The organism is Ruminococcus sp. (assembly GCF_017650195.1).
GTDB lineage: Bacteria > Bacillota > Clostridia > Oscillospirales > Ruminococcaceae > Ruminococcus.
The window spans coordinates 1-15,402 of the sequence record NZ_JAGCFH010000040.1 but is presented as its reverse complement, the minus strand read 5'-3'; the positions used below and the strand labels follow the sequence as shown (position 1 = coordinate 15,402).

The 15,402-nt window shown below is 41.1% G+C and carries 14 protein-coding genes; 10 read left to right on the top strand and 4 right to left on the bottom strand.

Going from position 1 to position 15,402, the window contains the following annotated elements:
• Positions 1–182: 182 nt before the first annotated feature.
• Positions 183–863 carry an SOS response-associated peptidase family protein gene (locus tag J6U00_RS01770; protein WP_296578027.1) on the bottom strand — a complete coding sequence of 227 codons (681 nt, stop codon included), beginning with the start codon at positions 861–863 and terminating at the stop codon, positions 183–185.
• A gap of 321 nt (positions 864–1,184) precedes the next feature.
• On the opposite strand from J6U00_RS01770, the gene J6U00_RS01765 reads away from it, so the two are divergent.
• The 7 genes from J6U00_RS01765 (at position 1,185) to J6U00_RS01735 (ending at position 10,586) form a co-directional block, all read left to right on the top strand.
• Entirely contained in the window at positions 1,185–3,176 is a 1,992-nt protein-coding gene (locus tag J6U00_RS01765; RefSeq protein WP_296578024.1) for a right-handed parallel beta-helix repeat-containing protein, read from the top strand.
• A gap of 158 nt (positions 3,177–3,334) precedes the next feature.
• Positions 3,335–5,092, top strand: a complete 1,758-nt coding sequence (locus J6U00_RS01760; protein ID WP_296578022.1) for a 1-deoxy-D-xylulose-5-phosphate synthase — start codon at positions 3,335–3,337, stop codon at positions 5,090–5,092.
• A 25-nt stretch (positions 5,093–5,117) separates the two neighbouring features.
• Positions 5,118–6,044, top strand: a complete 927-nt coding sequence (locus J6U00_RS01755) for an aldo/keto reductase (protein ID WP_296578021.1) — start codon at positions 5,118–5,120, stop codon at positions 6,042–6,044.
• 306 nt (positions 6,045–6,350) lie between these two features.
• Positions 6,351–7,322, top strand: a complete 972-nt coding sequence (locus tag J6U00_RS01750; RefSeq protein WP_296578019.1) for a glycoside hydrolase family 43 protein — start codon at positions 6,351–6,353, stop codon at positions 7,320–7,322.
• Positions 7,323–7,526: 204 nt separating this feature from the next.
• Positions 7,527–8,108 carry a cyclase family protein gene (locus J6U00_RS01745; protein ID WP_296578016.1) on the top strand — a complete coding sequence of 194 codons (582 nt, stop codon included), beginning with the start codon at positions 7,527–7,529 and terminating at the stop codon, positions 8,106–8,108.
• Positions 8,109–8,126: 18 nt separating this feature from the next.
• Positions 8,127–8,639 carry a nitroreductase family protein gene (locus J6U00_RS01740; protein ID WP_296578011.1) on the top strand — a complete coding sequence of 171 codons (513 nt, stop codon included), beginning with the start codon at positions 8,127–8,129 and terminating at the stop codon, positions 8,637–8,639.
• Between the two features lie 108 nt (positions 8,640–8,747).
• Positions 8,748–10,586, top strand: a complete 1,839-nt coding sequence (locus tag J6U00_RS01735) for an aldo/keto reductase (protein WP_296578008.1) — start codon at positions 8,748–8,750, stop codon at positions 10,584–10,586.
• Between the two features lie 353 nt (positions 10,587–10,939).
• On the opposite strand, the gene J6U00_RS01730 is transcribed toward J6U00_RS01735, so the two are convergent.
• From J6U00_RS01730 to J6U00_RS01720, 3 genes are read right to left on the bottom strand one after another with little or no spacing between them, the layout of a single operon-like run.
• Positions 10,940–11,326, bottom strand: a complete 387-nt coding sequence (locus tag J6U00_RS01730; protein ID WP_296578006.1) for a hypothetical protein — start codon at positions 11,324–11,326, stop codon at positions 10,940–10,942.
• Between the two features lie 20 nt (positions 11,327–11,346).
• Positions 11,347–11,913: a chromate transporter gene (locus tag J6U00_RS01725; protein ID WP_296578005.1), complete on the bottom strand. Its 567-nt coding sequence runs from the start codon at positions 11,911–11,913 to the stop codon at positions 11,347–11,349.
• Positions 11,900–12,463, bottom strand: a complete 564-nt coding sequence (locus tag J6U00_RS01720; RefSeq protein ID WP_296578003.1) for a chromate transporter — start codon at positions 12,461–12,463, stop codon at positions 11,900–11,902. Before J6U00_RS01720 ends, J6U00_RS01725 begins: the two co-directional genes overlap by 14 nt.
• A gap of 130 nt (positions 12,464–12,593) precedes the next feature.
• Here J6U00_RS01720 and J6U00_RS01715 point away from each other — a divergent pair, with 130 nt between their 5' ends.
• From J6U00_RS01715 to J6U00_RS01705, 3 genes are all read left to right on the top strand, one after another.
• Positions 12,594–13,325, top strand: a complete 732-nt coding sequence (locus J6U00_RS01715) for a DUF134 domain-containing protein (protein WP_296578000.1) — start codon at positions 12,594–12,596, stop codon at positions 13,323–13,325.
• A complete protein-coding gene (locus J6U00_RS01710) occupies positions 13,325–14,143 on the top strand; it encodes an MBL fold metallo-hydrolase (protein WP_296577997.1) in 819 nt (272 codons plus the stop codon). Before J6U00_RS01715 ends, J6U00_RS01710 begins: the two co-directional genes overlap by 1 nt.
• Before the next feature lie 443 nt (positions 14,144–14,586).
• Positions 14,587–15,402, top strand: an 816-nt coding sequence (locus tag J6U00_RS01705) for a hypothetical protein (protein WP_296577995.1), incomplete at its 3' end; no start/stop codon positions are given.

The window sequence follows — 15,402 nt, the reverse complement described above, 5'->3', positions numbered from 1 at the left end:
TGAAATATATCACCAGTTGCTTTTCTGATTTTTTGATACTGAAAAAGAAGAATAAACAAAGAGCAGGCGTTCCGCATATAGGAACGCCTGCTCTTTGTGTGTGCCCGACATGGGCACAATCTAATGGAGGAAAGTCCACTTAGCTTCTCGATTGAGAGGTAGGCTGTTTAAAATCCAGTTTCTCATGCGGTGATTGTCTCAGGCGGAAACCGAGGATACTCTACAGCTTTCTCAAAGACCATATTTGACAGTGCTTTTTCAACTATAGCGCTGGGATCACCGTTAGGACGAACCCATTTCTTTACGTTTTCTTTATCCAGTATAAGTGGCATGCGGTCGTGGATATCTCTTACAGTACCTGCTGCTTCTCGCGTAAGGATAGCAAACATTGGGACTTTCATGCTACCATGCTCTTCATATCGATAAAGTCCTGCGATATATGTGATGTCTGAGCTTTCGTTTTGTATGGCGAATTTTACCTTCTTGTTATTTTGGTGTTCAATCAAGCTGTGGTTGTCATTTTCATATACAGGATATCCCCACTCATAATACCATGAGGCAGGGATAACACACCTTCTCCTGTACCATGAATCTCTCCACATTACCTTTGTATCAGCAGTCTCTACGCGGCAGTTGGCAATAAGTTTAGGCGTAGCCTTATGCGAAAACCCCCATGACATTGGAAATAATGCCATATTTCCATACTTGTTTGGCGCAAGAACAGGCACTATATCAGATGGATACAGATCTCCTGACATAAGCAGGCTCTTTCCGAGCTTTATTGACATATCCTGGGCTAACGCCATTTTCCTCACTTTAATGAGAACTTCTGCCATTTCTTTTGGCTCAATTCTTAAAGACATGCACATGGAAATCACCCCCCGACATCAAAAAGAATATATGTTCTGGTTGCTATTATATCACAAAATAATTTATATGTCAAGATAAAAAGAAGAACCGCACATATGGAGCTTACTTTTCAACAATTAACGTGAAATAAGCAGTTGCTCCTTCAAATTTTTCTTGAAAGGGCAACTGTGTTGTTTTGGAGGGCTGTTTTTTTGCAGGTCTATATAAAAAATAATATTGAATTTTATAGAACTTTATGTTAGAATAAATACATATAGTTGTGAATTGATAATTTAATATTTTAAATTAAATTTTATAAAAGGAGGTATACTAATATGATTATTTATGTTGATGCCAATGCAGGACGTGGAGGTAACGGATCAAAAGAAATGCCATTCAGAAGAATCAGTGATGCAACTGAAATTGCTTTGCCAGGTGATGAAGTACTGGTTATGCCTGGAGTTTATCGTGAATATGTAGATCCGAAAAATGCAGGTAGAGCAAATGCGCGTATAACTTACCGCAGTGCAGAACCTTTAGGTGCTGAAATAACAGGAGCTGAATTAATCACTGGTTGGACACGGTACAAGGATAACGTCTGGACCGCATCTGTTGACAGCAGTATATTCGGAGAATACAATCCATATACTACCTATGTTTACGGTGACTGGTACTTTGCAGAAAAATCGAAACATACAGGCGCATTGTACATGAATGATCGTGCTTTCTATGAAGCTGGCAGTATAGATGAAGTTATTGCTGGTCAAAAGACGGAAACCTCATGGCAGCCCGAGAATTCCATCTATAAATGGTATGCTGAGAAAAAGGGTGGAAAGACTGTTTTCTATGCTAATTTTCAGGGAAGTGATCCAAATAAGGAAAAGGTTGAGATTAATGTCCGCCGCAGATGCTTTATGCCATCAAAAACAGGAATAGGTTATATCACCGTAAGTGGTTTTAAAATTGACAAAGCTGCAACTACTTGGGCACCTCCTGCAGCATTTCAGGATGGAATGATAGGTCCGCACTGGTCAAAAGGCTGGATAATCGAGGACTGCGATATCAGCAACAGTAAATGTGCAGGTATTTGCATCGGTAAATACTACGATGCAGACAATGACCATTATTTTACATATAAGCACGTTAAGAGTCCTACACAAATGGAACGTGATGCAGTATGCCGTGGTCAGTATCATGGTTGGTTGAAGAAGAATGTAGGAAGCCATATTATACGCAGGAACAATATACATCACTGTGAACAGGGCGGTATAATAGGACGTATGGGCGGCGTTTTTTCAATAATTGAAGATAACCACATTCACCACATAAACAATATGATGGAACTCGGTGGTGCTGAGATAGCAGGCATAAAACTACATGCAGCTATAGATGTTACTATGCGCAGAAACTATATCCATCACTGTACAATGGGTATATGGACTGACTGGGAGGCTCAGGGAACACGTATAACACAGAATCTTCTTCACGATAATCAGCTTCCAGAATACGCCAAACCTATGAAGGGCGGTATGATGAGTCAGGATATATTTGTAGAAGTCAGCCACGGTCCAACTCTTATCGACAATAATATACTTATGTCAGAGGTATCGCTTAGAATGCCTACCGAAGGACTTGCGCTTGTTCATAATCTTATCTGTGGTGCATTCACTGCAATAGATGCAGAAGTGGACTCTGTTGTTGAAGGAAAACTGCGTCAGCGTTTCACACCTTATCACATACCACACCGTACCGAAGTCATGGGATTTATGACAATCCTACACGGCGATGATAGGTTTTATAACAATATATTCCTTCAGAAATACGGTACAATTCCAAGAGACGGAACCGAAGATAACCGTGAAACGGGAACTCATGTTTTTGACGATTTCCCGACATATGATGAATGGATCAAAAACTTTGATATGAAATGTGATACACCGGATATGTTCGAGCTGGCAAAATATCACTGGAGCTACTTGCCTGTATGGACATGTGGAAATGCGTATTTAAGCGGAGCGAAGCCTTGTAAAAAAGAGAAGAACTGTGTTGTCAGCAATGAAAAAGCATTTGCTGAAATTGAAGTCGTTAACGGAAATCCGGTTTTGAAAACAAATGTGTATGAGCTCATTGGAAACTTCAGAGCAGGACTTGTTACAAGTGATACTCTTGGTGAGGCATTTGAACCTGAACAGAGATTTGAAACACCTGACGGTAGAGATATTGTTTTTGATACTGATTATTTAGGTGCACATCGTGGAGCGAATATTATCCCAGGGCCATTTGCTGTTGGCGGAAATATGTTTGATGGATTGTGGAGCTACATATAAATGATAATTGGTTTTCAATAGAGATAATTTAATGAGGTATTTATATTTAGCATGTTTGTGTTAGAAAATAGAAAAGTTTATATGTCACTTATATGATGTTTCGTTGTAAAACTAAAATATGATGTTACATAAAAGCTGATGTTGAAAGGAAGTTGATTATGTACTTAGAAAATATAAACGGCCCTGATGATATAAAAAAGCTAGAGGTATCCATGCTTCAGACGCTTGCAGATGAAACACGTTCAGCACTTATTAACAAGCTCAGCAAGGCAGGCGGTCATCAGGGACCTAATCTTGGTGTGGTTGAACTGACGGTAGCTTTACATTATGTGTTTGATTCGCCGAAAGATAAGATCGTGTTTGATGTGTCTCATCAGTGCTATCCTCATAAGATCCTTACTGGCAGAAAGGAAGCCTATCTGGATGAAGAACATTTCCATGATGTGACAGGATTTACCAACCCTAATGAAAGCGAGCATGATATGTTCATTGTCGGGCATACCTCAACTTCTGTATCCCTTGCACTTGGACTGGCGAAAGGCCGTGATCTGAATGGACGAAGTGAGAATATTATAGCTTTGATCGGTGATGGTTCACTTTCAGGCGGTGAAGCGCTCGAAGCAATTGATTACGCAGGTGAGTATGACAGAAATCTCATTATAATTTTGAACGACAATGACCAGAGTATTGCAGAAAACCACGGTGGACTATACAAGAATCTTAAAAAGCTTCGCGAGACAAATGGCAAAGCCGAATATAATCTGTTCCGTGCAATGGGGTTAGATTATCGTTATCTTGAAGATGGTCATGACACAGTAAAACTTGTAGAGCTGTTTGAGAGCGTGAAAAATATCGATCATCCGATTGTTCTGCATATCCATACCATCAAGGGTAAAGGTCTTCCTTATGCGGAAAAGGAGCGTGAGCGCTGGCACGCAGGCGGTCCGTTCAATATCGAGGATGGTTCACCACTTTATCCTTATCAGGAAGGAGAAAACGTAATATTTAAATGCCTGAAAGAACTGCTTGACAACAATGAAAAAGCAATTGTCCTGAATGCCGCTACACCTATGGGACTTGGTTTTGTACAGGGCGTGCGTGAGGAATATGTGAAGCGTGGTCAGTTCATAGACGTGGGCATCGCAGAAGAAAATGCTGTTGCTATGACAAGTGGTATCACTAAGAACGGAGGCACAGCGGTATTTGGTACATTTGCTCCGTTTTTTCAGCGTACTTATGACCAGATGTCGCACGACGTCTGCCTGAATGATAGTCCGGCAACATTTCTTATCACAGGACCCGGAGTGTTTGGTTCAAATTCCAATACTCATCTTGCACTGTGCGATATCCAGATGTTCGCACATATCCCTAATCTGATATATCTTGCACCTTCAAGCAATGAGGAATTCATTCAGATGTTCAGATATGCAACGACTCAGAAGCAGCATCCTGTTGCGATTAGAGCTGTTGGCAATCTTAGAAAGACAGGTATTGCTGATGGTACAGATTATTCTGTTCTGAAAAGTAAGATCGAGCACAGCGGACGCGAGGTCGCACTGATCGCAGTCAGCGGACTGCTCACAATGGCACTTGAAGTTGCTGGCAAAGTTAAAGAACAGATCGGCAATGATATCACAGTAATAAATCCAAGGTTTGTCAGCGGTGTTGATGAAGAACTGCTTGTTTCACTGAAAAAAGACCACCGACTTGTTATTACAATCGAGGACGGTGAACTCATGGGCGGTTATGGTCAGAATATAGCAGCCTTCTACGGAGATTCAGATATGCGTGTGCAATGTTACGGTATTTCAAAAGCATTTCATACAGAATTCAAGGCTGAAGAGTTACTTGACGAACATGGTATCTCTGTTGAAAAGCTAACAAAAGAAATCATTGCTGATTTGAAATCAGAATAAAAAAAATATAATCAGGAGATTATGTATGAATACGATAAATATTGTAAATGGTCCTCAAAATGTATCTGCAATCATTCAGGGGTGTATGAGAATGCCAGCTTTATCGAAGAATGATGCAGCAAAGGTTATCAGCACTGCTTATGACTGCGGTATCAACTTTTTCGATCACGCTACTTGTTACGGAAACGGTGAAGCAGAAGAACGGTTCGCGGAGGCTCTTCTGCTAACCGGTATCAAACGTGAGGACATTTATATTCAAAGCAAGTGTGGGCTGTGTTTTGACAGAAACGAATTTGACTGGACAAAGAAGAATATTTTAACCAGTGTTGATGACAGCTTGCGCCGCCTGAATACAGAATATCTTGATGCTCTGCTGCTGCACAGACCGGATCTGTTGTTCGACCCAGAAGAGGTCGCAGAGGCTTTTGATATTCTTGAAAAATCAGGAAAGGTACGTTATTTTGGCATCAGCAATCTGATGCCCATGCAGATTGAATTGATGAAAAAATATGTGAAGCAGCCTCTTGTTTTCAATCAGGTACAGTTTTCGCTGGAGCAGTCACAGCTGATTGATCAGGCTCTTTACATGAATAACAAGACTACAGAGTTTTCCATTAATCGTGACGGCTCTGCACTTGATTACTGTCGTTTGAATGATATCACAATCCAGGCGTGGTCACCGCTGCAATTCGGAATGTTTGGCGGTACGTTTATTGACAATCCGGATTTCCCTGAGCTGAACAAAGCGCTTGCAGTAATTGCAGATCGTGAGGGAGTATCAAAATCAGCTGTAGCCATAGCGTGGATATTACGACATCCTGCGAAGATACAGGCGATTATCGGTACAATGAATCCAGAACATATAAAGGATACTTGTAATGCAGTGAAAGTAAGTCTTTCGCATCACGACTGGTATGAGCTATATCTTGCGTCTGGAAAATACCTGCCTTGATGGAAAAATATATATACTCTATCTATACTTCAGGCAAATATGCTGATGTGAGCAGGACGTTAAATTTGTTTTATAAGCTTAATAATGCCAATAAAAACAGAAGTTATGATTCTCAAATGTTAGGTTAAATGAATTTCCTTAAACTGCACGCTTCAATTAGTAATTTTTACCATCTTTCATGTGGATAGCAAAACATCTTGTATAATTTTATATTTGACAAAATTTGACTTGATTCTTTATGAAGGTTATTATATACTTATGATGGTTACATTATTCTAAAAAAATTAAATATGGAGGAAATAGCTTGTGAGTAATCAAAGAAAGCCCTTAATAACTCATATTTTCACTGCAGACCCATCCGCTCATGTTTTCAATGGGAAAATATACATTTATCCCTCTCATGATATACCTCACGATGGTGAGGATAATGACGAGGGTGATGAGTATCTTATGGAAGATTACCATGTTCTTTCAATGGACAGTGTAGAATCGCCATGTGTTGACAACGGCGAAGCTCTTCACATGAAAGATGTTAAGTGGGTCAGCAAACAAATGTGGGCACCGGACCTTGCATACACAAATGGTAAATATCATCTTATTTTTCCTGCACGAGACAAAAATGGAATATTCCGTATAGGAGCAGCTCATGGTGAAAGTCCGATAGGTCCATTCAGACCTGATGATGACTGCATCAAAGGAACTTGTAGTATTGATCCTTGCGTATTTGTTGACGATGATGGTATAATTTACATGTTCTATGGCGGCCTTTGGGGCGGTCAGCTTGAAAAATGGGTAACCGGACAGTTTGATCCGAATGGCAAGGAACCCGCTCGCGACAAGCCAGCTCTCACGCCCTTCTGCGCACAGCTGAACAGCGACTGCAATGCCCTCGTTTCAGAGCCCTTCCATGTCAGAATTGTCGATGAAAATGGAAATGATCTGCTGGCAGGAGATGAAGACAGGCGCTATTTTGAAGGACCGTGGATGCATAAATATAACGGTACATATTACCTTTCATATTCAACAGGTACAACTCATTATCTGGTATATGCAACATCTGATTCGCCTACAGGACCTTTTACATTCAGAGGAAGGTTAATGGAGCCGGTCATAGGCTGGACAACGCATCATTCAATTGTTGAGTATGAGGGGAAATGGTATCTTTTCTATCACGATGCTGAGCTCTCAAATGGTATAAATCACAGACGATGCGTAAAGTTCACTGAACTTAAATATGCTCCTGATGGTTCTATCGTCACTATTGATCCTTATAAATAATAGAATATGCAAAAAATAGACGGAACAATTAATGAATCCGATTTGCTTCTAATAAGCAAATATCTCCGCGAAGCTGAAAATTAACTAAAGCACAATTCAGACTAGCTGATATGACCAGTGACAAAACGGCTGATATATTTAATCTCGTCCATTTGCATAATAATCTGCTGAAATAATATCATTTTAATCATTGGGGGAATAATAATGATTATCGACATTTCACAGGAGATTTTTTCATCAAAGGTTTATCCCGGAGACCCGTGTCCTCATATGGTGAGACGTCTTAGCATTGAAAAAGGAGACATATGTAATCTTACAGAGTTTTCAATGTGTGCACACAACGGAACTCACGTCGACACACCGTTCCATTTTATAAAGGACGGGAAAACTATTGACAAGGTAGGACTTGTGCCTTTTGTAGGAGACTGTTTTGTAGCACACCATAATGGCGATGTTAAAGCAAGTGACGCAGCTAAGATACTTGAAAAAGCTGAAGCGGCAGGAGCTGCACAGCGTATACTAATTGCTGGAAAAGCGACTGTAACTGAAGAGGCGGCGCAGGTATTAGCAGATAAAGGGATACTTCTGCTCGGCAATGAAAGTCAGACTGTAGGCCCTGAAAATGCTCCCAAAGAAGTTCATCTTATACTTCTTGGCGCAGAGGTGGTACTTCTTGAAGGAATCGTACTGAAAGATGTTGATGAGGGTCGTTATTTTTTGAATGCTGCTCCACTTAATCTTGACGGTTGTGACGGAGCACCGTGCAGGGCATATCTTATCAAGTAAAAAACGGAGGGAAAACAAATGGAATTTAATGAAGTAGTAAAAAATCGCTATTCATGCAAGAAATACAGCAATAAGCAGGTCGAAAGCGAGAAACTAACAGCTATTCTCGAGGCAGGACGTCTTGCACCAACAGCCAAGAACCTGCAGGAGCAGCATATATATGTGGTACAGTCTGCGGAGCTTCTCACAAGGATAGACGAGTTGACGCCGTGCCGTTATGGCGCGCCGACAGTACTTGTGGTCGCATTCAATAAGAGTGAAGTGTTTACATATCCCGGCGGTAAGCGCGATTCGGGAGTAGAGGATGCCGCTATTGTTGCCACACACCTTACTCTTGCAGCAGCAAACGAGAGCGTTGACAGCTGCTGGCTTAACTATTTTGATCCTGACAAGGTAGCGTCTTTACTTGGATTACCTGAGAATGAGGAAGTACTTATGTTGCTTGATCTTGGATACGCAGCTGACGGAACAGGTCCGCTGCCAAATCATAATAGCAGAAAGCCTCTTTCCGAAACAGTAACTTATCTGTGATATTAGAATTGCTTTTATAAAGAAACAAAACATTATCAACGGGTCGCAGAACGTAGCTGCCATATTTCAAGGCTGTATGAGCAGATATAATATATAGGAGGACGCTTTATGCTTGAAGAAAAAGAAACCGTAAAATGGGGCGTTATGGGTACTGCCAGCATTGCGTCATGGGGTACGATACCCGGTATGCAAAAGGCAAAGGGCTGTGAGCTATATGCGATAGCCGGTAGAAGTCTTGAAAAAGCTCAGACTTATAAGGAGCGTTTCGGATTTAAAAAGGCATATAAAGGCTATGAGTCGCTACTGTCAGATCCCGCAGTTGAGGCAGTATATATTCCGCTTCCGAATGATATTCACTGTGAATGGGTAATAAAGGCTCTAAACGCTCATAAGCATGTATTGTGCGAAAAGCCTCTTGCCATGAATGAAGGCGAGCTTCACCGTATGTTTGCAGCTGCAAGGGATAACGGCGTTATACTTATGGAGGCTTATGCGTATTTACATAGTCCATATATAAGCAGACTCAAAGAGATCATTTCATCTGGTGAGATAGGTAAGATAGATTACGTTGACACTGCGTTCTTGACACAAGATTACTCCGAGGATATCAGACTTCATAAGGAGCAAGGCGGCGGTGGAATATATGATGTAGGCTGTTACTGTACATCTATGATACTATCGTTAATAGATTCACCTGTAAAGTATGTAAAGGCAGATGCTGAATTCGGCAGTACAGGAGTCGATCATATGGCTTCTGTGATGATAGGCTTTGAGGACGGTACAAGAGCTTCATTCAATGCAGGCATGATACTTGGCACAGATTCTTGCGACAGGTACGACAGGCTTTTTATTCACGGTTCTAATGGATATATCCGTTCCAATGTTGAGTATAACGGTGAGGGTGTTCTGTCATTTGAGGTCACTGTTAAGAATCCAAACGGTGAGAGAATTACGCGAACTGAAACTGTTTCAGCTGAATCCAATTACAGTATGGAAATGGAGCAGATGAATGAATGTATAAAAGGGAAAGCAGTACCGTATATCACAGAGGAGTTTTCTGTTAAAAATATGCGTATCCTCGATAGTATACTTGATACAGTCGGATATAATGACTCAAAAGAGCAGTTTATTCTATCTAACGGAGTCACAATACCTTCAGTAGGTTACGGTTCATATCTTTCCACAGAAAAAGGCGGAGTTCAAACTATCATGGAAGCCATTGATGTAGGATATCGCTATATAGATACGGCACAGTTCTATGGAAATGAGGAACAGATCGGTGAAGCTATAGAAAATTCGGACATTTCGAGAGAGGAAATATTCTTGTGTAGTAAGGTCTGGCATACTGATCTTGGCAGAGAAAAAACACTTAAAGCATTTGAAGAGTCATGTCGGAAACTGAAAACAGATTATCTTGATATGTATCTGATACACTGGCCTAAGGGTGACGTGAATGATGATGAATGGTTTGAAAGAGTCAGAGGATCATGGGCTGCATTAGAGGAGTTATATGAGCAGGGAAGAGTAAAAGCGATAGGTTTGTCAAATTTCTTGCCGCAACATATAAGACCTCTTTTGGAGATTGCACGGATACGTCCTATGGTAGACCAGCTTGAATTACACGTAGGATATATGCAGGAATATGCACTTTCTTATCTAAGAAAAGAAGGGATTCTTCCACAGGCATGGAGTCCTCTTGGCAGAGCAAAGCTTGTAAATGATGATGAGGTATCAAAAATAGCTGCAAAATACGGCTGTACAAATGCCGCGTTGTTACTAAGATACCTTAATCAGAGAGGTATTCCTGTTATTCCGAAATCTGCATCAAAGGAAAGAATGAAGGATAACCTTAATATACTCGGTTTCAGCATTTCAGAGGACGATATGTCGTACTTGTCATGTCTTCCTGAGAGAGGCTGGTCAGGTGAACATCCTGATAAAGTATAGACATTTTTCGAATAATATTCTATATTCCTTTGTGGTAATCTTGATAGCTTTTATGATCTGATAAAAGAACCTTTTGGTTTACTAATACTTGTAATGCACACGAATTAAAGGCAGAATAACGATATGAAAAAAGCAGCTCCCTATATGATATTGGGAGCTGTTGTTATTATAAGAGAAATATACATATGGTTTCTACGCTGATTTCTTGGAGTTCCGTTTCAAGTTAGGCATGACGTTCACCATTGAAATGTGAAAAGATATGAGCCAACACGTTTAATAGTTTAGATGAATTGTTCACAGTTTAATTCTTACAATGGAATGAGTTGAACCTCAGTAACTCTGCGAATACCTTCCTAGATTATCTCCTTCGCCTGTCTGATAATTTCATCATAGGATTCTGCCCTTATCACAGTGAAGTTCTTTTCAATTTCAGAAGTCCACAGGTCAATTTCGCCTTCTATGTTGGAAACTTCAGTCAGGATAAAGCCCCATATCTGACACTTGGTTTTCTTTAGCTCAGGCAGAAAGTAATGAAAGCCCCATTCAATATCTTCGGGAACATCTTCAAAACCGTTTCTTGCATCTACAATAAACAGACTGCCCTTATGCTCGCGCAGCATTTCAAGCGAAGCTGAAACAGGGACTCTGTAATCATCGAAGTGTGCTTCTTTCTTCCAGACATGGAAAACCGCATTATCCTTTTCAATATATTCTGTTGTAGCAAATTCACTATCAAACATAATGCTTTCCTTTCTGTATATCAAAATCCCAATCCGTATCCTGCGCCTATTCCTATAACAGCAGACAGCAGAATGATATTGATCGGGTGTACTTTTTTGAACGCAAGAATGACAGTTATGGCAAACAGACTGAGAAATACCCAAAGGCTCGCTGAAGAAAAAGTCGATACGCTGATACCCGACGGAAAGAAAACTGTCCTCGCAACAGATATAAAGGCTGCACTTATCATTCCGACAACAGCAGGTTTCAAGCCCGACATAATACCGTTGACAGCTTTGCTGTTTTTGTAAGTTTCAAAGAACTTTGCGATTATAAGTATAATAATAAAGGAAGGAAGAATAATACCAAGTGTTGCGATGATAGCTCCAAGAACACCGCAAGTCCTCATTCCTACAAATGTAGCCATATTGACTGCAAGGGGGCCGGGCGTGCTTTCGCTAAGAGCAACGAAATCCACAAGCTCTTCCTGCGTCAGCCAGCCGTGACGTTCTGCTTCCGCCTGTATCATAGCGATCATAGCGTATCCGCCGCCAAAGGTGAACGCCCCTATTTTCAGAAAGACAAGAAACAACTTAATCAGTGCCATTGCTCTGCTCCTTTCTGTTCAGGATTGACCACAGCAGACCGAACAATCCGCATCCGATGATGACAAATACTGCGTCTATTTTCAGGAAAGCAGTCAGAACAAGAGAAAGTCCCATGATCGCATAAGAAAATGGCTTCTTTTTCTTCTTCACCGATTTGAACATCATCCATAGTGCTTTCAGTATCAGTGCAAGTACGGCTGCACGGATACCCATAAAAGCATAGCGAACAGCTTTGATGCTCTGAAACTGCGTCAATATCAGGGATATAAGCGAGATTATAAGAAACGAGGGCAGGACAACGCCGAGGGTTGCCATACACGCTCCAAGAAAGCCCGATGTCTTATATCCTACAAATGTTGCTGCATTGATAGCGATAGGACCGGGCGTTGATTCGGAAATAGCAACAATATCTGTAATATCCTTTTCGCTCAGCCATTTTTTATTTTCACATACTTCCTTCTGAATCAGTGGGATTATCGCATAACCACCGCCGAAGGTAAATGCACCGATCCTCATGAAGGTCAGGAACAATTCAAGCTTCTTATTCACAATATCACTCCTATAAAGCAATTATACCAAATGAAGCAATATCCGTCAATGTCTGAAAATACCAAGAATATACTTGACATAAGTCGATAAATATGTTATAATTGACATAAGTCAGAAAGGAGATGCTTATATGCCCAGACCACAAAAATCACGCCGTATCTGTTGCTACCCAGATTACTGGAGCTTTGCTCCCGATCAGGACAAGGCAAATGATACAATCATTATGTCGCTTGACGAGTTTGAAACGATACGTCTTATCGACTATCAATCAAAGACACAAGAGCAGTGTGCCGCTGAAATGAATGTGGCGAGAACGACTGTCACAGCGATATACGATACAGCAAGAAAAAAGCTTGCTAAGGCGCTGGTGGAGGGCAGGCGCATCGTCATTTCAGGCGGAAATTACACTCTTGACAACACTATCTTGGAGGAGATAACTCAGAAAGGAAGCACAATTATGAGAATTGCAGTAACCTATGAAAACGGACAGATTTTCCAGCACTTCGGCAGAACGGAGCAGTTCAAGCTCTACGATGTTGCTGACGGCAAAATAATCAATGAGCAGATAGTCGGAACAAATGGTGTAGGGCACGGTGCTCTAGCTGGATTCCTTAAAAATGCTCAGGCTGATGTGCTTATCTGTGGAGGCATCGGCGGAGGCGCACAAATGGCGATGCAGGAGGCTGGCATCGTTCTCTACGGTGGTAATATGGGAAGTGCCGATGATGCTGTAGCAGCTTTCCTTGCACAGACACTTGAGCAGAACTCCAATCCCACATGTGACCATCACTCTCATGAGCATGGCGAAGGACATTCCTGCGGAGATCACGGCTGCGGCACACACAATTGCGGTAATCACTGATGAAAATTATTACCCTTGTTGAGAATAGCGGCGGTCACGAAAGCTGTATCGCAGAGCATGGCCTTTCAATTTATATCGAGACTGATATGCACAAGCTCTTGTTTGATACAGGACAGACCGACGCAGTCTTAAAGAATGCGGAAGTACTTGGTATAGACCTGTCCGCAGTTGATACTGTAGTTCTCAGTCACGGGCACTATGATCATTCGGGAGGTATTCTGCCGTTTTCACAGATAAACCATACCGCACAGATAATAATGCAGAAGAAAGCTGTCGAGCCGCATTACAACGGTGAACGCTACATTGGTATCGACAAGGCTATCCTTGACCTTACGAATGTACGGCTGATAGACGGTAATATTCAGCTTGATGAAGAACTGTTCCTGTTCAGCGGTATCACCGGCAGACGGTGCTATCCGCAGGGGAACCTCAAGCTTTCCCGCATGGAGAACGGCGTGCAATTTCCCGATGATTTTGCACATGAGCAGTGTCTTGTCATAAAGCATAACGACAAATACTGGCTGTTGTCGGGATGTTCACATAATGGAATTCTCAATATCCTTGACCGTTATAGAGAGATGTTCGGGAATGTTCCTGATTATGTTATAACAGGATTCCATATGATGAAAAAGGAGGGAGAGCATACCGAAGAAGAAAAAGCAGTCATAATTCAGACAGCACAGGAGCTATCGCTGATGAATACTGTCTTTTACAGCGGCCACTGCACGGGTATTCCTGCATTTGAGCTTATGAAGAATGTTATGGGCAATCAGCTCATAGCACTGCATACAGGATTAGGAATACAGTTGGAAAAATAATGTAGCCTTTTGACTACATTATTCATTTTCCATGATAATGATACATTAACTTCCATATTGGCATGAAGTAGATGATAATATGTGGCATATCTTTCTTTGTAATAATTGAATTCACCTGTGACTACTATTTTGGTATTAATTGCAGGGTAATTTTCAAAATGTGTATTAATGTGAATCGGCTCTTAGCGTTATGTACTTAATTCATAAAAATGCAGAATGATATGACGAAAAACTAGCAATAAATGACTTGCAATTTGATAACAACTATTTTATAATATAACTATAATTACAAGCAATACCGTAGAGAAAAATGGGGCAGTAATTAATTTGGGTGGATATTTAATTCAACAACGTTTGATGTTATTTGAACGTTGGCTCATATTTTTATGCCCGAATTTTTCTCTTGTGATGGTATTGCTTTTTTCTTTTGAGGAGGGACAAAAATGAACTTATCATGGAAAAAATATGCAGCTGCTTTTACGACGGCTGTTTGCATGCTAATTTCTGTAACGGAAACGGGGATGGCAGTAGCTGCTGACAGTAATGGATTCGGATGGGGCAGCAGTACCGGTGGAAATGGTTTTATTGATGATACCGAAAGGAACCCTTGGGTCACAGAGTCAAACGATACACAGGGGGGCTGGGGATTTCAATTTGAAGAGGAAGAGGACGAAGTAAGCCTTTATGTTACGGAAACACCGGATCCGACTGAGGAAGAGCTGAAAGCCGATCACGTCAGCGGACAGAATGGAGCTATGTTTTATAATATTGACAAAAAGAGCGGTGGGAATGGAGACTTTTCTTTTAGCAATTGCATACAGGATGGCTTCAAGGCAAGTTGGTCTGATCTTGAGTCTCTTACTATCGAAAAGGGAAGAAGCTTCAAAAAGCCCATGAGCGATGTGTATTTTGATAGCCTTTCAGTTGATTACAAGGTGATACTTGATAATTTTACCGGAGAGAAGTTCGATATCGGTGCTAAATGTCAGATTGGTGTCAGGGGCGATTTTTTATACATTTTCGACCATTTCGGTGAATTTGTGCCAGACGATGATATGGAGGAGTTTGAGCCTTATAAAGTGAACGGAAAGACATATCGGATTTACAGAAAGCAATATGATGAAAATATCAATGGTGCAGGCGTGTATATCCACGAGAATTACTATATGGTGTGTGAGAGAAATATCGAGGATCTCATTTCAGACCCTGCCATTGTGTCGTCTGTGGTAATCAAAGAGCTTACGGAAAGAATAGGTGTA

Excerpts from the sequence above, each read along its gene's own strand:
- J6U00_RS01745 (WP_296578016.1), top strand. The coding sequence starts at position 7,527 with ATGATTATCGACATTTCACAGGAGATTTTTTCATCAAAGGTTTATCCC.
- J6U00_RS01740 (WP_296578011.1), top strand. The coding sequence starts at position 8,127 with ATGGAATTTAATGAAGTAGTAAAAAATCGCTATTCATGCAAGAAATAC.
- J6U00_RS01735 (WP_296578008.1), top strand. The coding sequence starts at position 8,748 with ATGCTTGAAGAAAAAGAAACCGTAAAATGGGGCGTTATGGGTACTGCC.
- J6U00_RS01760 (WP_296578022.1), top strand. The coding sequence starts at position 3,335 with ATGTACTTAGAAAATATAAACGGCCCTGATGATATAAAAAAGCTAGAG.
- J6U00_RS01755 (WP_296578021.1), top strand. The coding sequence starts at position 5,118 with ATGAATACGATAAATATTGTAAATGGTCCTCAAAATGTATCTGCAATC.
- J6U00_RS01710 (WP_296577997.1), top strand. The coding sequence starts at position 13,325 with ATGAAAATTATTACCCTTGTTGAGAATAGCGGCGGTCACGAAAGCTGT.
- J6U00_RS01725 (WP_296578005.1), bottom strand. The coding sequence starts at position 11,913 with ATGGCACTGATTAAGTTGTTTCTTGTCTTTCTGAAAATAGGGGCGTTC.
- J6U00_RS01770 (WP_296578027.1), bottom strand. The coding sequence starts at position 863 with ATGTCTTTAAGAATTGAGCCAAAAGAAATGGCAGAAGTTCTCATTAAA.
- J6U00_RS01765 (WP_296578024.1), top strand. The coding sequence starts at position 1,185 with ATGATTATTTATGTTGATGCCAATGCAGGACGTGGAGGTAACGGATCA.
- J6U00_RS01715 (WP_296578000.1), top strand. The coding sequence starts at position 12,594 with ATGCCCAGACCACAAAAATCACGCCGTATCTGTTGCTACCCAGATTAC.
- J6U00_RS01730 (WP_296578006.1), bottom strand. The coding sequence starts at position 11,326 with ATGTTTGATAGTGAATTTGCTACAACAGAATATATTGAAAAGGATAAT.